19 protein-coding genes and 2 pseudogenes are annotated in these 22,831 nt (G+C 73.4%); 12 read left to right on the top strand and 9 right to left on the bottom strand.

The features are described 5' to 3' along the window. Positions 1-17 precede the first annotated feature (17 nt). The 3 genes from SD460_RS22005 (at position 18) to SD460_RS21995 (ending at position 2,534) form a co-directional block, all read left to right on the top strand. Positions 18-878, top strand: coding sequence for a 3-hydroxybutyryl-CoA dehydrogenase (locus tag SD460_RS22005; RefSeq protein ID WP_318306649.1), 861 nt, complete (start codon positions 18-20; stop codon positions 876-878). Continuing rightward, entirely contained in the window at positions 875-1,174 is a 300-nt protein-coding gene (locus SD460_RS22000) for a hypothetical protein (protein WP_290056375.1), read from the top strand. The genes SD460_RS22005 and SD460_RS22000 overlap by 4 nt, the downstream gene beginning before the upstream one ends. Before the next feature lie 193 nt (positions 1,175-1,367). Further along, a complete protein-coding gene (locus SD460_RS21995) occupies positions 1,368-2,534 on the top strand; it encodes an MFS transporter (protein WP_290056374.1) in 1,167 nt (388 codons plus the stop codon). 341 nt (positions 2,535-2,875) lie between these two features. Here the strand turns inward: SD460_RS21995 and SD460_RS21990 are convergent, their stop codons facing one another. Next, positions 2,876-5,707 carry a helix-turn-helix transcriptional regulator gene (locus tag SD460_RS21990; RefSeq protein WP_318306648.1) on the bottom strand — a complete coding sequence of 944 codons (2,832 nt, stop codon included), beginning with the start codon at positions 5,705-5,707 and terminating at the stop codon, positions 2,876-2,878. 891 nt (positions 5,708-6,598) lie between these two features. Here SD460_RS21990 and SD460_RS21985 point away from each other — a divergent pair. The 5 genes from SD460_RS21985 (at position 6,599) to SD460_RS21965 (ending at position 11,223) form a co-directional block, all read left to right on the top strand. Continuing rightward, entirely contained in the window at positions 6,599-7,612 is a 1,014-nt protein-coding gene (locus tag SD460_RS21985; RefSeq protein WP_290056372.1) for an ABC transporter substrate-binding protein, read from the top strand. 126 nt (positions 7,613-7,738) lie between these two features. After that, positions 7,739-8,104, top strand: a complete 366-nt coding sequence (locus SD460_RS21980) for a YciI family protein (protein ID WP_290056370.1) — start codon at positions 7,739-7,741, stop codon at positions 8,102-8,104. Beyond that, a complete protein-coding gene (locus tag SD460_RS21975; protein ID WP_318306647.1) occupies positions 8,104-9,321 on the top strand; it encodes an RNA polymerase sigma factor in 1,218 nt (405 codons plus the stop codon). The genes SD460_RS21980 and SD460_RS21975 overlap by 1 nt, the downstream gene beginning before the upstream one ends. A gap of 58 nt (positions 9,322-9,379) precedes the next feature. Continuing rightward, on the top strand, positions 9,380-10,144 hold the full coding sequence (locus SD460_RS21970) for a DUF1206 domain-containing protein (protein ID WP_318306646.1): 765 nt from the start codon (positions 9,380-9,382) through the stop codon (positions 10,142-10,144). Positions 10,145-10,278: 134 nt separating this feature from the next. After that, positions 10,279-11,223, top strand: a complete 945-nt coding sequence (locus SD460_RS21965; protein WP_290056364.1) for a helix-turn-helix domain-containing protein — start codon at positions 10,279-10,281, stop codon at positions 11,221-11,223. 136 nt (positions 11,224-11,359) lie between these two features. Here the strand turns inward: SD460_RS21965 and SD460_RS21960 are convergent, their stop codons facing one another. Both SD460_RS21960 and SD460_RS21955 read right to left on the bottom strand, forming a co-directional pair. Beyond that, the gene (locus tag SD460_RS21960) at positions 11,360-12,100 is read right to left on the bottom strand and encodes a D-Ala-D-Ala carboxypeptidase family metallohydrolase (protein ID WP_290056362.1); all 741 of its coding nucleotides are present in this window, start codon (positions 12,098-12,100) and stop codon (positions 11,360-11,362) included. 23 nt (positions 12,101-12,123) lie between these two features. Beyond that, a complete protein-coding gene (locus tag SD460_RS21955; protein ID WP_318306645.1) occupies positions 12,124-13,443 on the bottom strand; it encodes a GH25 family lysozyme in 1,320 nt (439 codons plus the stop codon). A gap of 414 nt (positions 13,444-13,857) precedes the next feature. Here SD460_RS21955 and SD460_RS21950 point away from each other — a divergent pair, with 414 nt between their 5' ends. The 3 genes from SD460_RS21950 (at position 13,858) to SD460_RS21940 (ending at position 16,877) form a co-directional block, all read left to right on the top strand. Continuing rightward, complete coding sequence (locus SD460_RS21950; RefSeq protein WP_290056360.1) at positions 13,858-14,325, top strand: CAP domain-containing protein; 468 nt, start codon at positions 13,858-13,860, stop codon at positions 14,323-14,325. 69 nt (positions 14,326-14,394) lie between these two features. Then, a complete protein-coding gene (locus SD460_RS21945; protein WP_290056358.1) occupies positions 14,395-15,429 on the top strand; it encodes a DivIVA domain-containing protein in 1,035 nt (344 codons plus the stop codon). A 26-nt stretch (positions 15,430-15,455) separates the two neighbouring features. Further along, positions 15,456-16,877, top strand: a complete 1,422-nt coding sequence (locus SD460_RS21940) for a tyrosine-protein kinase domain-containing protein (RefSeq protein ID WP_318306644.1) — start codon at positions 15,456-15,458, stop codon at positions 16,875-16,877. Here SD460_RS21940 and SD460_RS21935 read toward each other — a convergent pair. Further along, the gene (locus tag SD460_RS21935; protein WP_290056354.1) at positions 16,871-18,232 is read right to left on the bottom strand and encodes a sugar transferase; all 1,362 of its coding nucleotides are present in this window, start codon (positions 18,230-18,232) and stop codon (positions 16,871-16,873) included. The two genes, SD460_RS21940 and SD460_RS21935, sit on opposite strands and share 7 nt — an antisense overlap. An 88-nt stretch (positions 18,233-18,320) precedes the next feature. Here SD460_RS21935 and SD460_RS21930 point away from each other — a divergent pair, with 88 nt between their 5' ends. Beyond that, positions 18,321-19,328 (top strand): LCP family protein, encoded by a 1,008-nt coding sequence (locus tag SD460_RS21930; RefSeq protein ID WP_290056352.1) that lies wholly within the window; start codon positions 18,321-18,323, stop codon positions 19,326-19,328. Here SD460_RS21930 and SD460_RS21925 read toward each other — a convergent pair. The 5 genes and pseudogenes from SD460_RS21925 to SD460_RS21910 all read right to left on the bottom strand — a co-directional run bounded on the left by SD460_RS21925 (position 19,315) and on the right by SD460_RS21910 (position 22,772). Further along, positions 19,315-19,572: a hypothetical protein gene (locus SD460_RS21925; RefSeq protein WP_290056350.1), complete on the bottom strand. Its 258-nt coding sequence runs from the start codon at positions 19,570-19,572 to the stop codon at positions 19,315-19,317. The genes SD460_RS21930 and SD460_RS21925 overlap by 14 nt on opposite strands. A 529-nt stretch (positions 19,573-20,101) precedes the next feature. Continuing rightward, complete coding sequence (locus SD460_RS21920) at positions 20,102-20,611, bottom strand: arsenate reductase/protein-tyrosine-phosphatase family protein (protein WP_290056348.1); 510 nt, start codon at positions 20,609-20,611, stop codon at positions 20,102-20,104. Next, positions 20,608-21,186, bottom strand: a pseudogene (locus SD460_RS47000) (glycosyltransferase); the annotation flags it as partial. The gene SD460_RS21920 and the pseudogene SD460_RS47000, both read right to left, overlap by 4 nt. A 60-nt stretch (positions 21,187-21,246) precedes the next feature. Next, positions 21,247-21,822: pseudogene (locus tag SD460_RS46995) on the bottom strand (glycosyltransferase); the annotation flags it as partial. Further along, positions 21,822-22,772: a GDP-L-fucose synthase family protein gene (locus tag SD460_RS21910; RefSeq protein ID WP_318306643.1), complete on the bottom strand. Its 951-nt coding sequence runs from the start codon at positions 22,770-22,772 to the stop codon at positions 21,822-21,824. The pseudogene SD460_RS46995 and the gene SD460_RS21910, both read right to left, overlap by 1 nt. Between the last annotated feature and the right edge of the window lie 59 nt (positions 22,773-22,831).

Below are 22,831 nucleotides of genomic sequence, written 5' to 3'. Positions count from 1 at the left end.
TATCGAGTCCCAGAGAGGTGGCGGCGATGGAACGCGTAGGCGTGGTCGGGTGCGGGCAGATGGGGGCCGGGATCGCCGAGGTGTGCGCCCGGGCCGGCCTCGACGTGGTGGCGGTCGAGTCCGATCCGGCCGGTGCCGAGGCCGGGCGGCGACGGCTCGAAGCGTCCCTGACCCGCGCGGAGAAGAAGGGCAAGATCCCGAGCGCCGCCGCCGTCCTCGACCGGATCCGGGTCACCGAATCCCTCGACGACCTCGCCGACCGCACGTTCGTCGTGGAAGCGATCGTCGAAGACGAAGCCGTCAAGACGGAGCTGTTCCGCCGGCTCGACAAGGTCGTGGCCGCGCCGGACGCGATCCTCGCGTCCAACACCTCGTCCATCCCGATCATGAAGCTGGGCACCGCCACCGAACGCCCGGCGCAGGTCGTCGGCGTGCACTTCTTCAACCCGGTGCCGGTGCTCCCGCTGGTCGAGCTCGTGCCCAGCCTGCTCACCACCGAAGCCACCGTCGACCGGGCCCGGACCTTCGCCCAGGACGCGCTCGGCAAGCAGGCGATCCTCTGCCAGGACCGCGCGGGGTTCGTGGTCAACGCGCTGCTGATCCCGTTCATCCTCGCCGCGATCCGCATGTTCGAATCGGGCTTCGCGACGCGCGAAGCCATCGACGAAGGCCTGGTCCGCGGCGCCGCCCACCCGCAGGGTCCCCTGGCGCTGGCCGACCTGATCGGCCTCGACACCACCAAGGCCGTCGCCGAATCGCTCTACGAAGAGTTCAAGGAACCGCTCTACGCACCGCCGCCGCTGCTGGCGCGGATGGTCGACGCCGGCCTGCTCGGCCGCAAGACCGGCCGCGGCTTCTACACCTACGAGCGGCCATGACGGAGTGCCGCTGCCTGTGCGCCCCGGTCGGCCACGAGCACCAGATCTGCACCGGCACCGCGGAACCCGGGAGGTCGGTTCCGCTGCCGGGCAGCCCGGGCACCCGGGTCCCAGCCTGCCTGCCGTGCCACCGCGCCGCGCTGCCCCACCGGGGTCAGCCGCCGGTCCGGCGGGCGAGCGAGCCGCCGCCGCAGCAGCGTGAGCAGCAGCTCGAAGCCCGCGACTGGGACGCCGCAGCGCTCGCCCGACCCGGCCGCCGCTCGGCCCGATGGCCGAAGGCGGCTACGACGAGCTGACCCGCCACGGCCTGCAAGCGCCGACGGGGGTGCCGTCCGGCCGTGCCGATGCACGGCCATTCGCACACCGAATCCCTTGAGGGACAGGAAAACTCGCACATCCGTCACCTGACGGATGTCTGATCCACGCGCACCGCGAAACATTGCTTTACGGGGCCCCGACGCTCCGACCCTCGAGACCCGAGGAGGAGCGATGTCGCGTGCCACCACCACCGTCTCCACCGTTGTGATCTTCCTCTTGGCCCTCAACCTGCGCCCGGCCGTGACCAGCCTGGGTGCGGCTCTGCCGGACATCTCGGTCGCCGGTGATCTCGTCGCCGCGGTGCTCGTCGCGTTACCCCTGTGGGCGATCGGTCTCGGCGGCTGGGCGACGCCGTGGCTGGCCAACCGGCTCGGGACCTACCGGACCGTCGCCGTGGCGCTGGCCGCGCTGGTGCTTTCGCTGGGTGGCCGGGTCCTCGCCGGCTCGGCGCAGCTGCTGACCGGGACGGCGCTGGCGTGCCTGTCGATCGCGGTCCTCGGCACCATCCTGCCCCTGCTGGCCGGGGGTTCCGCCGCCTTCACCTTCGGGCTCGGGCTCGGCAGCACGGTCGGCGCGCTGGTCACGCCCGCGGTGGTGCTCTCGTCGTCGTGGCAGGTCGCCCTCGGCTTGTGGGCGGGCGTGGCACTGGTGGCGTTGCAGGTGTGGCAGCGCGTCCCCGGCGAGTTCGCGACCCCGCAGCGGGCTTCGGGGGCAACACCCGCGTTCGCCCTCACCATCCACTTCGGACTGATTTCGACGGTGACGTTCCTGGTCATGGGCTGGCTCCCGGGCATCCTGCGCGACGCGGGCGTCCCGGCGACGACCGCGGGCGGGTGCCTGGCGCTGTCGATGGCGATGGGGCTGCCGATGATGTTGCTGGTCCCGGGCTGGACCCGCCGGTGGCACAACCAGACCCTGCTCGTCGTCGCGCTGGCGGTCCCCAACGCCATCGGGGTGACCGGCCTGCTCCTGGCCCCCGCGGCCGCACCCTGGCTCTGGGCCGCGGCCACCGGCACGGGCATGGGCTCGCTCGCGTTCGCGCTGACGACGATCTCGTTGCGCAGCAGGAACAGCTCACTCGCGCTGTCGGCGGTGGTGCAGGGCGTGGGCTACGTGATCGCCGGCTTCGGCGTACTGGCCTGCGGCTGGCTGCACACGTACACCGGCGCGTGGCGGACCCCGCTGCTGCTGGTGCTGGCGGTCCTGGTCGGCCAGGTGGTCAGCGGCCACGCGGCCGTGACGCGCCGGAACCTGGCGGCGCTGATCCCCCGTCAGCGGGTAGCGCGGCGTCCGCTGTTCGTCCGCCGCCCGGACGACGCACCGGAGGTCGGGGTGTGAGGTATCGGAACCGTTCGGAGGAAAGGCATCGCTGGAGGGGCAGCCGGCGCGGCGCGGTTGGAGGCACACCGCGCCGCGCCGGACCAAACCGCGGCGGCCAGGACTGGGCGCCCGGACCGCTTGGCCGGAAAGCATTGCAGGAGGGGGCTGCCGGCGCGGCGCGGTGGGAGGCACCGCGCCGCGCCGGACCAAACAACGCGGCTCACCCAGGCCGGCTCGACGAAAAGGCATCGCTGGAGGGGCAGCCGGCGCGGCGCGGTCGGAGGCACACCGCGCCGCGCCGGACCAAACCGCGGAGTGCCGGCCGCGCACCCCGCCGCTGAGAAGCCAGGGCCCGTCGCTCAGCCCGAAGCCGACTGGTGGCGGGCGGCTTCCCGAGCGATGTCGATGCGCGAGTGCACGCCCAGCTTGTTCAGGATGTGCGACACGTGTGTGCCGACCGTGCGCGGCGACAAATACAAGCGGGCCGCGATCTGCGGGTTCGAAAGGCCCTCGACCACGAGGGCGGCGATCCTCCCTTCGGTCGGGGTGAGGCTGTCCCAGCCGTGGGTGGTCTGGCGGTGCTTCACCGTCGGGCCGCGGCGGATGCCGAACGCGCGGAACAGGGCGCGCAGGCGGGCCACGTCCCATTGCGCGTCCAGCTCCGCGTACAGGTCGACCGCGTGGGTGAACGCCGCCCGTGCCGAACCGCGGTCTTCCTCCCGTGCCTTGGCGAAGGCGATCGCCGCTGCCTCCAACGCCTTGGCGCGGGACAGCGGCCGGCCCGCGTCGCGGTAGCCGTCGGCGGCTCGCAGCAACGTCGTCCCGTCGCCGTCGAGCAAGCCGCGGCAGTACAGGGCCAGCGCGCCGAGGTGCGGGACCGCCGAATCCGCCGCGAGCGCGCGGACCCGGGCTTCGATCTCCGTCGCGGTCCGCACGTCGCCGATCGTCGTGGCCAGCCGGACGGCGTCGCCCAGCAGGTCCTCCCCCGCGTCCACGCCGGCCAGCACCGCCGTCAGCACGGCGAGCGCGCGCTCCGGCGCACCGGCGTACTCGAAGGCGAGGCTTCGGGCGCGCACCAGGGATTCCACCACCCGGTCGCCGATGCGTTCCCAGTACTCCGCCGCGACGTCGAGGTGCTGGCGGGCCGCGGCCGTCTCGCCGCGGTGGAAGTGGATGATCGCGGCGACGCCGTGGTCGCAGCACACCACGCTCGGGTCCTTGCGGTCGTCCGCGACGACGTCGACCTCGGCCAGCGCGTCGTCCCACCGGCCGGCGCCCAGCAGCAGCTGCCCGAGCGCGCTCTGCGCTTCGCTCAGCCGGACGACGCTGCCGGTGCGGTCGGCCAGTTCCCGCGCCTGCGCGGCGGCGGCGTGCGCTTCGGTGTAGCGATCGAGCGCGCCGTAGGTGACCGACTGGTTGATGCGCAGCTGCAGGGTCAGGTCGATCAGCGCCGGATCACCCCGCACGATCGCCATCGCGCGCTCGAACAGCGGCAGCGCGCCGGCCCATTCGCCCCGCACCATCGCGACCAGGCTCAGCACGTGCAACGCCCACCCGGTCGCCCAGCGGTCCTCGTCCGGGGCCAGCTCGGCCAGCGCCGTGGTGGCGACCTCGCCCGCGGTGTCGACCTCCCCGATGTAGCGGTGCGTGCGCGCGATGAGCACCAGCAGCCGGGCCCGGTGCCGGGGGTGCAGCCCCGGCCGGGTCAAGGCGTCGTTCAGCTCCGGGAGGAACTCGGCGGAACGGCCGGTCATCGCGCGGCACTGGACGACCGTCGTGTACAGGTCGACGCGCACGTCGGGGTCGCGCACGCGGTCCAGCGCGCGCTCGGCGATCCGCTCGGCCTGGGCGATGTTGCCCACCCCGTAGTACGCGTCGGCCAGCCGGCCGGCCAGCGCACCCGTCACGACGTCGTCGAGCGGCGCGTCCCGGACCGCCCGCCGCAGGAGCGCGACGGCGACCCCCGGCGCCTGGCCGATCAGCGGCGTGGCCACGTCGAGCAGCCACCGCACGGCCCACGCGGGCACCGGCACCCGGCTGTCCGTTGTGGACACCATGGGCAGCAGCTGCCGCGCGACCCGCTCGACCGGGGCGTTCGCCTCGGCCAGTGCCCACGCGGCGCCCTGGTGCCAGGCGATCCGCACCGCCGTCGGCATGTCGTCGTACAGCGCCGTGCGGATCAGAGGGTGCCGGAACTCCAGGTCGTCCCCGGCCGCCACGAGGACCCCGGCGGCGCGGGCTTCGTCGAGGGCGGGCAGCAGGTCGGCGAGCGGGGTGTTCGTCACGGTCACCAGGTCCGCGACCGAGAAGCCGACGCCGAGCAGCGCCGCCGCGCGCAGCACGCCCCGCGCGGGTTCGGGGAGGAAGCCGAGCCGGTCCGCGATCGCCTCCGGCAGCGAGTCCGGCGTGGCCGCGCCGGTCAGCTCCGCGATGCCCGCGGTGTCGACCTCCAGGCACGAGCTCCTGGTCAGCGCGTCGAGGAGTTCCGTGAGGTACAACGGATTCCCGGCCGCGCCGGCGGCCAGCCGCGCCAGCTCGGCACCCGGTTTGCCGCCGGCCAGCTCGGCGACCAGCTCCAGCACCGCCGGTTCCGGCAGCCGGCCCAGCCGCAACCGCTCGCCCGGCCCGACGATCCGGAAGAGCGACCGCAGGTCGTCGCGGCGCGGGATCGGGCGCAGCACGCCGATCAGGAGCAGCGGGAGCTGCCGGACCGCGCGCGCCAGCCGGCTCCACACCGCCACCGTCGTGCGATCGGCCCACTGCAGCTCGTCGACGACCAGCACCGCCGGGCCGTCCTGGCTCAGCTCGTCCACCAGCGCGATCAGCTGCTCGGCGGCCCGGGCGGCGAGGTCGGCCACCTTGCCCGCGACGGCGCCGCCCCGCAGCAGCTTGGAAATGGCGACCCGGCGGGGATCCCGCGCGGCCGGCGTGATCCGCAGCGCGTCCAGGAGCGGCAGCAGCGGCAGCGCCTGCCCGAGCTCGTCGCCGGCACCCCAGTAAACCTGGCAGCCCGCGTCGGTCGCGGCCGCGCAGGCCGTCCGCACGAGCGCGGACTTGCCGATGCCGGGCTCGCCGTCCACCAGGACGGCGTGGCCGCGACCGGTGCCCACATCACGGATCCAGGCGACCAGCCAGGACAGCTCACTGTCCCGACCGACCAGCAGCTCGGTACCGTCGGTGAGCGGTCGCACACGCTGATAATAGGAGTAAAACTTGTTGCCCAACAAGAGGTATCGTGGGACAAATCCGGATCTTCGGCCGTTAACCAAGGCTTCCCCTCCGGGCAAACATCCATTTCGATATTAATCCCGTTTTGTGATCCGAGCGTGATTCCGCTGCGCGGAAGAATGCGACTACACACCGCACACGGCGCCGAAGAACGACACTGCGGCCAATCCGGAAATAATTCGGAGAAACGGCGTTACGGCCGACGAAACAGGCCGCGTTCCGGGAAACCACCCCGTAGGCCGATGCCTTTCCGATGATCATCCCGCGATCACCGGATGAGGCGTTCGAACATTTCGACGACACCCCAGCGGCCCGGAGATCCGGTCCGTGGACCGCGCAGTGACGCCCCGCACCGGCGGTTTCCGCAGGTCGCACCGGCCGGATTCATCGTCGCGAAGCCGCACCGATCCGTTGTTTTCCGCCTCGACCCGCGCCGAGGTGCCACGTTTTCCGCATCCGGCGGGCGACCGCCGGCCGACGCTCCCGGCAATCTCGCCCCACCGGGCAAGCGATTGCCGGGGCGACCACGGACAGTGATCGCCCCGGCGAACACCGGCGGCCGGAACGGGACCGGATCAAATCAGCGTCCCCGGCGCTCCCCCGGCGGAATCAGCGGGTCCACCCCGTTTCGACCGAAGATTTCCGCAGCCGGAGACGACACCTGGCTGGCAAAAAACAAGATCGTCGATCAAGTATTCGTGCCGCCATTGTGGTGAAATCCGGTTTTCGATGTACGCACGCGTTGTCAAGTGGTGACGGGGTCCCTACAGTGACCTGCCTGACTCCGGGGAATGATTCACGGACACACCTTGGACTCGGTACATCAATCGTGATCTCCCTTCGAGGAGCAGGTCTTGTTCGGAATAGGCAGGAGCAGTAACCGGTTTCGCACTCGCCCCGCCGCACTCGCCGTCGCGGCCGTCCTGGCCGTCGCGACCGGGTGCGGCGCGCTCGGTTCGGAGGTGTCGAACTCGTCGTCGAGCGGCAGCGGCCTGGAAAAGCACACGCTGAAGGTTTCCATCCTCCCCACTACGGATCTCGGGCCGTTCTGGCTGGCCCAGGACGGCGGGTTCTTCCAGGCCGAGGGCCTGACCGTCGAGTCGGTGATCGCCGCCAGCGGCCAGGCTTCGCTGACGAAAGCGATCTCCGGCGAGGCCGACATCGCGTTCTCCACCTACCCGCCGTTCTTCATCGCGAGGAGCTCCGGCTCCGCCGACATGCAGCTGGTGGCCGACGCGACGTCGGTCAACCCGAAGTCCAATGCGATCGTCACGGTGCCCAATTCCCCGGTGAAAAACATCTTCGACCTGGCGGGCCGGAAGATCGCCATCACGGCCAAGAACACCGCGGCGGATCTGCTCACCCGCTCGGTGATGCAGGACCACAACGTCGATTTCGGCAAGGTGAAATGGGTGCTGGTCGCGCTGCCGAACGTCGCCGCCGCGCTGCAGCAGGGGCAGGCCGACGCCGCGTACCTGCCGGAGCCCTACATCACGCAGGCCGCCAAGACGGTCGGCGCGATCCCGGTGATCGACATCAACAGCGGCGCGACCCAGGACTTCCCGCTGACCGGGTACGGCGCGACGCGGAAGTGGGTGCGGGAGAACCCGAAGACGCTGGCCGCGTTCCAGCGCGCGATGCAGAAGGCCACCCACGAGACCCTGAACGACCGCGCGAAGGTCGAGCCGCTGCTGGTGCGGTTCGCCAAGATCGACGAGGACACCGCCAAGCTCCTCACCTTGCCCGGCTACGGCTCGATCCTGGACGCGCGGCGCCTGCAGCGGGTGCCGGACCTGCTGCTGCAGCTCGGCGCCATCCCGTCCCCGATCGACGTGAACTCGATGATCGGACCGCAAGCGGGCAGATGACCCGGGGTGTGCGATCCTCGGCGCGGCCGGGCGAAAGTTTTTCGACAGTCGTGTTGATCCGCGCGCCGCCCGTTCGACAAAGGGGGGCGAGGCCGAGAGGCGGCCACGCGGGACGAGGAGCGCACGATGTCGAAGTACATGCTGATCATGCGGGGCACCGACGAGTCGAACGCGGCCATGATGGCCGACATCGACGCGATGATGGCCGCGAGCCGCGAGTTCATCGAGGAGATGCTCAAGGCCGGTGTCCTCCTCGCCGCCGAGGGGCTCGACCTGCCGAGCCGGGGCGTCGTGGTCGACTTCGGCGGGGACACCCCGGTGGTCACCGACGGGCCGTACGGGGAGACGAAGGAGCTGTTCGGCGGCTACTTCCTGCTCGAGGTCGCCACGAAGGAGGAAGCGGTCGAGTGGGCCAAGCGGGTCCCGGCGGCCCGCGGGTCCAAGATCGAAGTCCGCCGGGTGGCCGGCGACGACGAGACCCCCGGTTCCTGATGGACGCGGCCGCCGTCGAGGCCGTCTGGCGGATCGAGTCGGCGCGGATCGTGTCCGCGCTGACCCGGTTCACCGGCGATTTCGGGCTCGCCGAGGACGCCGCGCAGGAGGCGGTGGCCGAGGCACTGGTGTCGTGGCCACTGGATTCCCCGGCCAACCCGGCGGGTTGGCTGCGGGCGGCGGCCCGGCGGCGCGCCATCGACGCGATCCGCCGCCGGGCCGCCCTCCAGGACCGCTACGCGCAGCTGGCGACCGATGCGGTGGCCGGCGAGGACGACCTCGACCCGGACCGCATCGACGACGACGTCCTCGCGCTGATGTTCATCAGCTGCCACCCGGTGCTCTCCCCCGAGGCCCGGGTGGCGCTGACCCTGCGCGTGGTCGGCGGCCTGTCCAGCGAGGCGATCGCCCGCGCGTTCTTCGTGCCGGTGCCGACCGTGCAGGCCCGGATCACCCGGGGCAAGAAGACCATCGCGGCCGCCGGGGTGCCGTTCGAGCTGCCGGCGGCCGGCGAGCGCCGCGAGCGGCTCGGCGGCGTGCTCAGCGTCCTCTACGTGATCTTCACCGAGGGCTCGACCGCCACGTCGGGCGACCGGCTGATCCGCCCCGACGTCGCGTACGAGGCGATCCGGCTGGCCCGCACGCTGGCCGCGTTGCTGCCGGCCGAGCCCGAGGTGCACGGCCTGCTCGCGTTGTGCGAGCTGACGGCCGCGCGCTTCCCGGCGCGGACCGGGCCGGACGGCGAGCCGGTCCTGCTCGAAGACCAGGACCGGCGCCGGTGGGACCACGCGGCGATCCACCGCGGGCTGGCCGCGCTGGCCAAGGCGGCGCCGCACGGCCTCGGTCCGTACGGCCTGCAAGCCGCGATCGCCGCCACGCACGCGTCGGCGCCCTCGGTCGCGGAGACCGACTGGGACCGGATCGTGCTGCTCTACGAGGCACTCGGGCGGGTTGCGCCCTCGCCGGTGGCCGAGCTCAACCGGGCCGTCGCCGTCGCGATGGCCACGGGTCCGGAGCCGGCGCTGGCGATCGTGGACGAGCTGGTCGCCACGGACCGGCTGCCGGGTTCGCACCTGGTCCCGACCGTCCGCGGCGAGCTGCTGACCCGGCTCGGCCGCTTCGGTGAGGCGCGTGGCGAGCTGGAACTGGCGGCCCGGTTGTGCGCCAACGAGCGTGAACGCTCGGTGCTGCTGCGCAAGGCGGCCGCGCTGGACTGATCCCTCGGTCCGGCGGGACTGCCTTTTCAAGCGGGGCAGGATGGGCGAGGATCCCCCGGTGCCCGACATCAGAGGATTCACCCTGTTCGCCCGGATCGGCCTGGTTTGCTACGCCTTCGTGCACCTGGTCGTCGCGTGGCTGGCGGCCCAGGTGGCCCTCGGGGACAACGAGAAGGCCGACAAGGCGGGCGCGCTGCAGATCGTGGCCACGGGCGGCGGCGCGTGGCTGCTCTGGCTGATCGCCGCCGGCACCGGGCTGCTCGCGTTGTGGCAGCTCACCGAAGCGATCGCGGGACACCGGCACGCCGCACCGCGACGACGCTGGGTGCGGCGGGCGACCAGTGGCGTCGAAGTCGTCTTGTACGCGCTCGTCGCCTACAGCGCGGGCAAGATCGCGACCGGCGGCTCCGGCAAGGCGGGCTCGATCGTCGCCACGGCTTTGGCCCAGTCGTGGGGAGCCGCGGCGGTGATCACGGCGGGCGGCGCCGTGATCGCGGTCGCCGCGTTCCTCGGCTACCGCGGGATCGCGAAGAAGTTCGTCCACGACCTGGATTTCGGCGGGGCGTCCCCCGCCCTGCGGCGCTCGACGATCCGGCTCGGCCAGGTCGGCTGGTGCGCGATGGCCCTCGCCTACGGCACCGTCGGCGCGATGTTCGTGGTCGCCGCCGTCGAGTACGACCCCGCGAAGGCCGGTGGCCTGGACCCCGCGCTCAAGACGCTCGCGGTCCAGCCGTACGGGCAGGCGATGCTGCTGGCGCTGGCCGCCGGCATCGCGGTTTTCGGTGTGTTCGCGCTGTTCGAGAGCCGGTACCGCAAGATCTGAAGCGCCGTGCGCCCCCACTTGGCGGGCGGTGACCCGCCGTGTGGCCCAATCCGTCGGTTTTCGCCCGGCAATCGTCGGGACGGTGTTAACTTCCGTCCGTCGTCCGCTGCCCGAGCGAGGTGGTCCAGTCGCCGTTGACACCGCACACGGACAAGTTCGCCGCGTACCTGCGCATGTTGAAGGACCGCAGCGGGCAGGGCTACGAGCGGCTCGGCCGGCTCGCCGGGGCCAGCGGCTCGAGCCTGCACCGGTACTGCTCGGGCAAGAGCGTTCCCGCCGACTACCGCGTGGTCCACTCGTTCGCGAAGGTCTGCGGCGCGTCCACCGAGGAACTGCGTGAGCTGCACCAGCTGTGGGCACTGGCCGACGCGGGCCGGGTGCCGCCGGAGCCACCCTCGCCACGGCCGCGAAGACGGGTGTACGTGGCGGTGGCCATCGCGATCGCGGCCCTGCTGGCGGGCGGCCTCGCGTGGGCGACCGTCGGCGGGGACACGTCCGGCCCGGCGGCGAGCGGCCGGTACGCGGACCGGGTGCTGTTCTCCACGGGCTGCCAGCCGACGGTGAGCATGGGCCAGCACGACGAGTGCGTGACCGAGGTGCAGAACCTGCTGGTCGCGGCCCAGGGACGCCTCTCGGTCGACGGCTCGTTCGGCCCGGAGACGCTGCGGCGGGTCACCGCGTTCCAGGTGCTGGCCGGCCTGCCCGCCCGCGGCATCGTCGACGAGGCCACCAAGAACGCGCTGTACGACCACCGCACCAGCCTCGCGGGCTGGTCGGCCACGATGGTGGAGCAGCGGATCCGCGCCGTGTTCACCGAGGCACCGGACACCGCGGTCGCGATCGCCCGCTGCGCCTCGTTCCTCGACCCGCTGTGGGTGCTGCCCAACACGAACGGCAGCCGCAACTGGGGCGTCTTCCAGATTTCCGACGCCCGCCTGCTGGACCTGGGCGGCACGCCGCGTCAGGCGTTCGACCCGGTCTGGAACATCGAGGCGGCCCACCGCTTGTGGAGCGCCCACCACGACTTCCACGACTGGCCGTCCTGCTCGGCCGCCCTCCAAAACCCCCCGGCGCACTGAGCAGAGGAAAGGGCGAAGCCCGCGCCCCCCGCGAGGGGCGGCCCGCGGTGCGGGCCCAGGGGGCGCGGGCTTCGCGGCACGGGATCGCCGACGCCGGAACCCCCAGGTTCCCGGCGGCAGCTCCCGGCCGGAGGCGTCAGACGGTCCCGTTCTCCCACCACCACGCGCGGCCGAGGTCGGCCCGGCTGTCGACGTGCTGGTGGTCGGTGTTGTACGTCTCCAGCCCGGAAAACCCGCTGGTCTCGGCCTTCTGGTAGACCGTCTTGTTCGCCACCCCCGGCACGTTCAGGTCAGCCGCGGTGCCGTAGAGGTGCATGCTGTCGCTGGCGCCGCCGATGTCCTCGTTGTGCGCGATGCTGCGGAACCCCGAGTTGACCGTGATCGGCTTGTTCCCGAGCTTCTTGCGCACCGCCTCCAGCTTGTACATGCAGCGGCGCGCGTTCTCCTTGGCGGTGGCCGCGCTGACCTTGCCGCCGTTGAACGTTCCGCTCACCCGGTCGGTGAACTCGCTGAAGTCGAAGTGCGCGGTCGAGCCGTCGCTCTGCTCCAGCGCGTTCAACGCCGACTGCGTCGCCGGGCCGACCTGGCCGTCCGCGCCCAGGCCGTACGCCGCCTGGAACCGGCGGACCGCCGCGGCCGTGCCGGGGCCGAATTCGCCGTCGATCGAGACGCGGCTGTGGCTGGGCGAGTCGGCCGCCCAGCCCGCCACCCGGATCTGGAGTTCGGTGACGTCGGCGCCCGTGGCGCCCTGGGTCAGGGTGCGCGACCACGGGTACGCCTGGGCGGTGCCGGTCAGCAGCAGCGGGCTGACCGCCGCGGCGGCGCCGAGCACCACCGCGCCGCGCAGCACCGTGCGGCGGCTCATGGGGAAGGTCATTCTCGTCCTTTCCTAGCGGGGAATCAGCGGTTGGCGAGCTGGTCGAGGTCGGCCTGGGTGCCGTTGAAGACGTCGCCGGTCGCCGGTGCGGGGATGCCGTCGGGGATGGCCGCGTCGGTGTACTGCCACATCAGCCACGTCTTCGTCCCGGCGGGCAGCGCGGGCTGCGTGACGGACTGGCGGTAGTCCGCGAGCTGCATCGGGTAGCCGGACAACGCCGTGGTGCCGCCGAGACACGCGTCCAGGAACGACTTCTGGGTGTAGATGATCGGGGTCCGGCCGAACGCCGCTTGCACCTTGTCCAGCCACGCCTTGGCGTCGGCGACGGTGACGTACGGCGGGCAGCCGCCGGAGCCGTCGTCCTTCCACTCCAGGTCGAACACGGGCGGCAGGTCACCGGCGCGCTTGCCGGTGTACCCGGTGGCCTTCACCGCGGCGATGAACCGGTCGGCCTGCGCCCCGCCGGTGTTCGCCGCGGTGCCCGTGTAGAAGTGGTACGGCCCCACGGCCAAGCCGGCGTTGCGGGCCGCGGGCAAGTCGGTGGCCAGGTACTCGTCGGTGACGTTGAGGCCGCGGGTCGCCTTGACGGTCGCGAACTCGACGCCGGACGCCTTCACCGCGCCCCAGTTGATCGCCGCGCCCCCGGGGTGCTGGTACTTCGCGGTGTCGACGCCGTCGATCGGGTGCCCGGCGGGCTTCGGCGGCGTGCAGTAGGCGTTGCGGCCGGACCAGTCGGTGACCTTGCTCCAGGTGGTGGGCCCGGCGACGCCGTCGGCGCTGGCGTTGACGCAGTGCTGGAACTGGATCACGCGATTCCGGGTGCCGTCACCGAACTGGCCGTCGATCGTCAGCGGCGGGTAGTGGCCCGGCTCCATGGCGAGGTTCAGCCGGCACTGGAGTTCCTTGACGTCGGTGCCGGTCGCCCCGCTCTGCAGCGTCGGGCGCGCGGTGGAATGGCCGCACACCACGCTTTGCGCGGCTTCTGCCGTGCCCTGGGTGGCGCACTTGCGCGGCCGCGCGGACCACGAGTTCAGCGCGGCCCACGTGTTCGGGCCGATCTGCCCGTCGACGCTCAAGGCCGCGCACTTCTGGAACACGCGCACGCGGGCGTCGGTCGCCGGGCCGAAGGAGCCGTCCGCGCCGATGGGCGTGTACCGGCTCGCCTTGGTCGCGAGGTTCAGTTCGCACTGGGCTTCGGTGACCGCGGCGCCGGTCGCCCCTTGCGCGAGGGTGGGCTGGGTGCTGGTGTGCCCGCACACCGCGACGGGTTCGGCCGCGACCGCGGTTGCGGCCGCGGCGGGGACCACCAGCAGCACCGCGACGGCCAGAGCGAGTCTTTGCATGGCCAGCAGGCTGGCAGTGCCCGCCCCCGCCGGTCGCCGGTCGCCGCCCGACTCGGGACGGTGGGACGGTCCCACCCCGCCGGACCAGCGGGAACGCCACCCCGGTGGGACACCGCTGGGACGCATCAACCGCGCGAGCGGGCGTGCTGCAGTCCTTCCGCGCCGGCACCGGGGCACGTTCACCCGGCAATCGAGGAGGTTCGCCTGGCTGCCCCCGAACGAGCCGGTGTGCACGGGACGTCCGGGTGATTCCGGCCGGTTCCCCCGACCGGCCGGGCGAACCTCCCCTGTTCCGCTGATCGCATCGCGTTCACGCCACGTTCGGTGAATCGGGTTTGCCGGATCCGGCGAGCCCGATCACCCTCGCGCTTCGCGCATCATGGACGGACATTCCGTTTCCACCGGGGAGGAATCATGCGCATCCGGAAAACCGCCGTCGTCGTTTCCCTGCTGTTCGGGAGTTCGCTGTGCCTCCCGGCCGCGGCCCAAGCCGCGACGTCGTACCCGGTGCAGGTCCTGCAGGAAACCAACAAGTACCGGCAGCAGGGCGGGTGCCCCGCGCTCATCGGGAACGGGCAGCTGACCGTCGCCGCGCAGGTGCACACCGACGAGATGGCGAAGTACCGCTACATGAGCCACACGGGCGTCGCCGGGGACAACCCGGACGACCGGATCACCGGCGCCGGGTACAAGTGGTCGCGGTGGGGCGAGAACATCGCCGCGGGGCAACGCACGCCGCAGCAGGTCGTCACCTGGTGGATGAACAGCCCGCCGCACCGCGCGAACATCCTCAACTGCGCGTTCCGGGAAATCGGGATCTGGTACACCAGCGGCGCCCGCGCGTATTGGACCCAGGATTTCGGCACCGCCCGCGGCACGTGAAATTCATCCGAAGGTGCCATTGGCGCGTTCCGGTTTGCTGGCGGGAGCGCCATTAACAACACTCGGGACATGGCGGAAGACCCGATTTCCGTGTCCGGACCGGTCACGGACAGCCCGGTCAGGTTCTCGGTCGTCCTGCGCGGCTACGACCGCCGCCAGGTCGACGAGTACGTACAGGCGCTGCAGGAGCGCGTCGCCCGGCAAGGGCAGGCGCTGGCGGACGCCGAGGCGCGGCTCGCGGACGGCGGGGTGCCGCACCCGCGCCCGTCCCCCGAACCGGCGGCGCCCGGCATCGGCGCGAGCATCGACAAGCTCCTCGGCGTCGCCGAAGCGGAGGCCACCGCGATCCGCGCGGCCGCCGAACGCGAGGCCGCGGAGATCCGCGCGGGGGTGCGCGGCGCCGCCGAGGAGGCCGAGGCGCTGCGCGGAGCCGCGGAAGCCGACGCGAAACGCGAGGCCGGCCTGATCATCGCCCGCGCCGAGGAGGAAGCGGCCGGCATCCGCGCGGCGCACCGCGAACTGACCGGCGACCTCGACCGGATCGCCGCCAGGCTGGCCCGGCTGCGCGAACCCTCGACGCCGGCGCCGGACCGAGCCGACATGGCGCCATCGTCAGCCGTGGGTGGGGCCGACGCTGCGCGCCCAGCCGACACACCCGCCGCCCGGCACGACCCGACACCCGGCGGCGAGCCGACCGCGGACAACACACCCAGCCCCCAACCGACCGCCGCCACGCCCGCCGGACGGCACGACCCAGCACCCCGCGCCCAGCCCGCAGCCGACATCGCGCCACCGCCGGCCGCGGACAGCGCCGACGCCACCCGCCCAGCCGACACACCCGCCCCCCGGCACAACCCGACACCCGGCGGCGAGCAGACCCCCGACGACACACCCAACCCCCAACCGACCGCCGCCACGCCCGCCGAACGGCACGACCCAGCACCCGGCGCCCAGCCCGCAGCCGATACCCCCGGCACCTCGCCGGACGAACCGCCCGCCGACGCTGTCGAACCCGCCGACGCGGCGAACGGCCGCTCCCCGAAACCCGCCCGTCGCGTGACCCGCCGTCGTGCGCCCACCGGACGCCCCGGCACGCCGGCCTGAGGCGGCACCCCGACCAGAGGAGTCACGTGGAGCTCGCCGAATACCTGCACGCCCTGAAGATCCGCTGGCGGGTCATGGCGGCCGGGGTGCTGCTCGGCCTGCTCGCGGCCGTCGGTTTCCTGCTCTTCACCACCCCGCAGTACGCCGCCAACAGCCAGCTGTTCGTCTCCACCCGCCAGGGCGACGACGGCACCGAGCTCTACTCCGGCGGCAGCTTCGGCCAGCAGCGGGTCAAGTCGTACGCGCAGGTCGTCACCACCCCGCGCGTGCTCGACCCGGTCATCGCCCAGCTCCGCCTGCCCGGGACCGCCGATCAGCTCGCCGAGCGGGTCACCGTCGGCGCGCCGCTGGACACCGTGCTCGTCGACATCGCCGTGCGCGACTCGGACCCCGCGCGGGCCGCCGCCACCGCCGACGCGATCGGCGACTCGCTCATCCGCGTCGTGACGCAGCTGGAAAGCACCGTCGGGCAACGGTCCCCCGTCACCGTCAGCTTCGTGCGCCGCGCCAGCGTCCCGGCGGACCCGGTGTTCCCCTCGCTGCCGCTGAGCCTGGGCGCGGGCCTGCTGGCCGGGCTGCTCGCCGGGGTCGCCGGCGCGCTGGTGCGCCAGGCCGTCGACACCCGCGTGCGCGGCGAGGCCGACCTGCCGAAGGACGCCGGTGGCGCGGTGCTCGGCGAGATCCCCTTCGACCGCCAGGCCGACCAGAGCCCGACCCTGCTGCGCAGCCGGCAGAGCGCCCGTGCCGAAGCGTTCCGGAAACTGCGCACGAACCTGCAGTTCGTCTCCGCGGTCGGCGAGCTGCGCTCGATCGTCGTCACCTCGGCCGTGCCCGCCGAAGGCAAGAGCACCACCGCGGTCAACCTGGCGCTCACGCTGGTCGACAGCGGGCTGCGGGTGGTCGTGGTCGACGCCGACCTGCGGCAGTCGCGGATCGCGCACTACCTCGGCCTGGTCGACACCGTCGGGCTCACCACCGTGTTGCTCGACCGCGTCGGCGTCGACGAGGCCCTGCAGCGCTGGGGCGGCGACCTGCACGTCCTCACGGCCGGTGAACTGCCGCCCAACCCGAGCGAGCTGCTCGGTTCCCCGGCGATGGACCAGGTGCTGAAGGACCTCGAAGCCCGGTTCGACCTCGTCGTCATCGACTCGCCACCGCTGCTGCCCGTCACCGACGCCGCACTGCTGGCCAAGCGCGCCACCGGTGCCCTGCTCGTGACGGCGGTCGGCCGCACCCGGCGCGACCAGGCCGACCGCGCGGTGCGGGCGCTGGGCACGATCGGCGCGCGCCTGATCGGGATCGTGCTGAACCGCGTGCCCGCCGGTTCGAGCGGCGCCGCCGGGCACTACTACGCCTACCTGACGCCGCCGCGGCGGAACCGGCTGATCCGGTGGCTGCCGGAACAGCGGCGGAACCTGCCGCGGCGCACCGAACCCGTCGGTCAGTAGGCGCCGCGGCCGCTGCCGACCACGCGCGCGGTCTTCCACAGCACGATCAGGTCGAGGGTGAACGACCAGTTCTCGACGTAGTACAGGTCCAGCTCGACCCCGTCGGCCCAGCCGAGGTCCGAGCGCCCGCTGATCTGCCAGAGTCCGGTCATGCCGGGGGTCACCAGCAGGCGACGCCGGACGTCCCGCTCGTAGCGGCGCAGCTCCTCCGGCAGCGGCGGGCGCGGGCCGACCAGGCTCATCCGCCCGGTGAGCACGTTGATCAGCTGGGGCAGCTCGTCGGCCGACCACCGGCGCAGGTGACGGCCGAGCCGGGTGACGCGCGGGTCGCACCGGATCTTGAACAGCGGCCCGTCGGCTTCGTTGGCCGTGACCAGCTCCGCGCGCCGCCGGTCGGCGCCCGGGTGCATCGTGCGGAACTTCCACACCCGGAACACCTTGCCGTGCCGCCCGCAGCGCGGCTGCCGGTAGAAGACCGGGCCACGGCTGTCCAGCTTGATCGCCGCCGCGATGACGGCCAAGGCCGGGCTCAGCGCGAACAGGGCGAGCGCGGAGACCACGACGTCGAAGAGGCGTTTCACCAGCCTCGCCGAGCCGGTGAACCGCGGGGCTTCGATGCACAGCAGCGGCAGGCCCGCCACCGGCCGGGTGCGCACCCGCGGCCCCGCCACCGCCATCACGCCGGGCACGACCACGAGCTGGGTGGGCGTGCGTTCGAGCAGCCAGCCGAGCCGGCGCAGCAGGTCCGGGCCGGCGTCGGGTCCCCCGGTGACGGCGATGGTGTCCGCGTCCAGGCGGCGCGCGGCGCGGACGATGGCGCGCGCGGTGTCGTCCGGGCTGTCGTCCGCCGTCCCGTGCCAGCTGCCGATCACGGCGTACCCGGTGTAGGGCGCCGCGGCGAACGCGTCCGCCACCCGCGCGGTGTCGCCGACCAGGAACACCCGGGCCGACCAGGCGCCGGCGCAGCGCCGCGCGTGCAGCCACTGCCGCCACAGCCACCGCGAGCACACCAGGCCGGAGGCGCCGACCGGGAACGCGGCGACCAGGTAGCTGCGGACGAGGGGGTCGCCGAGCAGGTACGCGGCGATCGCGGCGAGACCGAACAGCGTCACGGACGCGGACACCACGCGCTTGTACTCCTCGTGCCCGATCCCGAGCACGTTCGCGTCCCGGGTGCCCGAAACGACCAGCGCGAGCGACCACAGCACCGCGAAAACCACCGGCGCGGTGACGTCGCGCCACGGCGGCTGACCCGGCGCGATCACCGGGACGAGGGTCACCGCCCAGCCGACCACGAGCGTGTCGGATCCGGCGAGGAACGTCCGATACCTTCGCCACCAAGGCTTCCCGACCATCTACATCGGACCTTCCGCCGGCCTCGCCGGGTCACCTGATCGTTGTCCCCGCGTTGACAGCGTCCCGGCCGGGAGCCAGTGTCGGGGCATGAGCCGGATCGCGCGCCGCCGGTGGTACCGCGTGGCCGGACGGGTCGCGCTCGTCGCGCTGGCCGTGCTGACCATCGGCGTGACGGCGTACGGGTGGCACCTGCAGCGCGTGGTGACCGACGGCCTCGGCCGCCTGCCGGGCGACGTCTTCGCGGGCCTGCCGTCCCGCCCGGCCCCGGCCGCCCCGGCACCTGGCGAGGCCAAGCCGCCGGTCACGGTCATGCTGTTGGGCAGCGACCGGCGCGAGGGGCCCGACGTCGGCGGCGGGGTCACCGGCGAGCGGGCCGACAGCATCCTGCTCGCCCACTTCGCCGCCGGGCACCGGAAGCTGGAAGTGCTGTCCGTGCCCCGGGACGCCTGGGTGCCGATCCCCGGGCACGGCAGCGCGAAGATCAACGCGTCGCTGTCTCTCGGCGGGGTCGGGCTGGTGGTCCGCACGGTGGAGGACCTCACGGGAGTCCGGATCGACCACGTCGTGGTCGCCGACTTCGCCGGCGTGCGGCGGCTGACCACCGAGCTGGGCGGGGTGCCGGTCGACAACCCGGTGGCCTCGACCGATCCCCAGACGCGGACCCACTTCGACGCCGGGCCGATCGTGCTCGAAGGCGACCGGGCGCTCACCTTCGTGCGGCAGCGGTACGGGCTGCCCCACGGCGACCTCGACCGCATCGGCCGCCAGCACCTGCTGCTTTCCGCGCTGGGCCGCGATGTCGCGGCGAAGGGCCTCACCGACCCCGACCTGCTGAGCCGGGTGTTCGGCGTCGTGCACGACACGGTTTCGGCCGACGCCGGCTTGACGCCGGACCGGTTCCGCGAGCTGTTCCTCGACGTCGCCACCTTGCCCCCGAACGCTGTCAGCTTCCACACCGCGCCGGTCTCCGGTTCCGGACGCGCCCCCGACGGCCAGGCCTACCTGACCCTCGACCGCCCCCGCCTGGCCGCGGCGGCCGACGCCCTGCGCGCCGGCCGCCCCGTCCCGCTGCCGGCCACCCTCAGCCCTTCCTGAGCTCGCTGTCGGCCACCCGGCGGCCGGCCCGAGGCAACGGGACGACGGCGATGGTCGCGTTCCGCCGCCAAGCCGCGCGACGCCGGGCACGGACTACGGCGCAGGCCGCGGCCACGAGCGCCGTGCCCCCGATGCCGAGCCAGAGAGCCATGCCGTGGCGCGATCCGCCGTGCAGGGGCGCGGTGAGCAGCCAGAGCAAACCGGCGGCGAAGAGAGCGGCCAGCACGGGCCCGACGGCTTTCACCGGTGGTCCTCGACGCCGAGCAGTGCATCGGTCGGCCGCGCCCACGCGCCGCCCCCGGCCGACCGCACCGCATCGCCCGGCCCCTCCCGGCCGCGAGCGGCTCTCCGGCGATCCTCGCGGCCAGGCCGTTCTCCGGGCCGGGCCGGCACCACGGAGAACCGCCGCACCCACCCGCCACCAAGCCGGGGAAACCCGGCCGGCCGCGTCGGCGCGCCGGTCCGCGGACGGACTCCGGTCAGCCGCACCGCACCAACCGGCCCCTCCCGGCCGCGAGGCCCCGACCGGCGATCCTCGCGGCCAAGCCGTTCTCCGGGCCGGGCCGGCACCACGGAGAACCGCCGCACCCACCCGCCACCAAGCCGGGGAAACCCGGCCAGCCGCGTCGGCCCTCCGGCCCGCGGACGGACTCCGGTCGGCCGCACCGCACCAGCCGGCCCCTCCCTGCCGCGAGGCCCCGACCGGTGGTCCCCGCCGCGGAACCGCCGTGCCCCGCCGCCCGGCCACGCCCCGTCACGAGCCGCGCGGCGCGTCACCGGGCACCCGCGGCGTCCGCCGTCACCGTCTCCGCGACGACGTCGACCAAGCGCGTGATCCGGGCCGTCGTGTCCTCGAGCCGGCGGGCGTTCGCGTCGCGGGGGTCCGGTACCTCCTCGACGTGGGCCAAGCCCCGATCGCGCACCGCGTCCGCGACCAGTGTGGCGAACCCGCCCGACGCGCGGGCTGCCGCGGCCCGGGCGAGCTCGCCGAGTGTCACAGCCTTCGGCAGCGCGCGCGGGGAAAGCCGTGCCGTTTCGGACAGTTCGGCCCAGGTCATCGTGATCACGGCGTCGGCCGCGTCGACCAGGTCCGCGGTGAGCTGCCGGGAGCGGAAGCCGTCGAGGCCGAGTGCGGTGCGGGCCGGGGCCGCCATCGGTTCGCCGGGACGGGCGCGCAGGCCCGCGCTCGTGAACGTGCTGCCCGAGATCCGGGCGGTCAGCAGGCCGGCGACGAGCGGCGACCGGAAGACGTTGGCCGTGCACACGACCAGCACGGCGCTCACGCCGCGCTCCGCGCGCCGAGACCCGCTACCCAGTCCCGGTAGCGGCGGGCGGCCTCGTCCGCGCCGAGCACCGCCTTCGCGTACCTGCGGCCGTTCTCGCCGAGCCGGTCCGCCCGGTCGCGGTCGCGGCCCAGCGACAGCGCACCCGCCAGGAGGGCTTCGGGATCGCCCGGCGCGACGCGGACGCCGGCGCCCGCCGCCGCGAGTTCGACGCCGGCGGGGCTGTCCGGTTCGGTCGCGGCCAGCACCGGCCGCCCGGCGGCGAAGTACGACGTCAGCTTGCTCGGGACGCACATCGAGCGCAGACCGGGACGTTCGTTGACCACCAGCACGTCCGCCGCGGCGAGCATGCCGGGGAAGTACCGCTCGGGCACCGGCGGCAGCACGGACGCGCGCCGCACCCCGGTCGCCAGCCGGCACAGCTCACCGCGCTGGGAGCCGTCGCCGACGAGCATGAACCGCACGTCCTCGCCGCGCTCGTCGGCCAGCCGCGCGGCCGCGACGACGTTCTCCAGCCCCTGCTTGGCGCCCATGTTGCCGGCGTGCAGCACCACCGGGCCGCGCCCGGTGGGCCACGGGTGCTCCTCCGGCCACGGCTCGTCGACCGGGTCCCCGGTGTGCGTCCAGTTGCGGATGACGGTGATCCGGTCGGCCGCCACGCCGTGCCGGCTCCGGAGCACGCCGGCGAAGCTCTCGTGCACCGCGACGACCCCGTCGGCGGCGCGCAGCAGCGCACCTTCCAGCCGGCCCACGTGCGTGCCGCCGGGCGTGCCCAGCTCCGCCGGCGCCGACGTGTAGAGGTCCTGCACGACGACACCGAACGCGGCTCCCGCGGCCGCGGCCAGGCGCCGCGCGGTCACCAGGGACAGCAGCGAGGGACTGATCCCGAGCACCACGTCGACGTCGCGCAGCCCCCGCGCCCGCAGCCACGCGTGCGCGGCGAACGATCCTTCGTGGACGATCCGGCCGACGCCGGTCGAGTCGCCGGGGACGTAGTGGCGCAGCCGGGTCAGCCGGACCGGCCCGTCGGCCTCGTGGCGGACCAGCCCGCGGTAACCGGCGGCGGTGCGCCACTGCGGGTAGTACGGGAACCCGGCGAACACGCGGACGTCGTGCCCGGCGCCGGCGAGGGCCCGCGCCGCGCCGGTCGTGTAGGGCGCGATCCCGGCGTGTTCGGGTGCGTAGTTGAGACCGACGACGAGGATCCGCATCAGACCACCACCTCCTGGTGCCGCACGAACCAGTCGTAGGTACTGGCCAGGCCTTCCCGCAGCCCGATCGCGGGCCGCCAGCCGAGCGCTCTCACCCGGCCGACGTCGAGCAGCTTGCGGGGCGTCCCGTCCGGCCGGGACGGGTCGAACCGGACTTCGCCGGTGAACCCGGTCGTCTCGGCGATCAGCCGCGCCAAGCCGGCGATGGCGATGTCCTCGCCCGTGCCGACGTTGACCGGTTCGTCGTCGTCGTAGTGCTGCAGCAGAGCCAGGCAGGCCGCCGCGAGGTCGTCGGCGTGCAGGAACTCCCGCCGGGGGCGCCCGGTCCCCCACACTTCGACGGTGTCCGCGCCGGTGCGGACGGCTTCGTGGAACTTGCGCAGCAGGGCGGGCAGGACGTGCGCGCGTTCGGCGTCGAAGCGGTCGCCGGGTCCGTAGAGGTTGGTCGGCATGGCCGAGATCCACGGCAGGCCGTCCTCGCGGCGCACCGACCGCACGTGGACCAGACCGGCGATCTTGGCGATCGCGTACGCCTCGTTGGTCGGCTCGAGCGGCCCGCTGAGCAGCGCCGACTCGCGGATCGGCTGCGGGCAGTCGCGCGGGTAGACGCACGACGACCCGAGGAACAGCAGCCGCGGCAACCGCAGTTCGCGCGCGGCGTCCAAAAGGGACAGCTGGATGCGCAGGTTGTCGCTGAGGAATTCGGCGGGCGCGGCGGCGTTCGCGGCGATCCCGCCGACCCGCGCGGCGGCGGCGACCACGACCTCCGGCCGGTGGCGGCCCAGGAATTCCTTTGTGGCGGCGCGGTCCCGGAGGTCGAGCTCGGCCGACGTGGCCGTGATCAGCCGCGAGAACCCCCGGCGCCGCAGCAGCCGCAGGCACGCGGAGCCGGCCAGCCCGGTGTGGCCCGCCACGTAAACCGGTGTGGTCCTGGTCAACACTCGGCGCATCGGCCTCACTCCTCGGTCGGGCAGAACAACGCTTTGGTGTGAACGTTTCCGTGCACGAG

It is taken from the genome of Amycolatopsis solani (assembly GCF_033441515.1).
Classification (GTDB): domain Bacteria; phylum Actinomycetota; class Actinomycetes; order Mycobacteriales; family Pseudonocardiaceae; genus Amycolatopsis; species Amycolatopsis solani.
The sequence above is the reverse complement of the archived record's forward strand: the minus strand, read 5'-3'. Positions and strand labels throughout refer to the sequence as shown.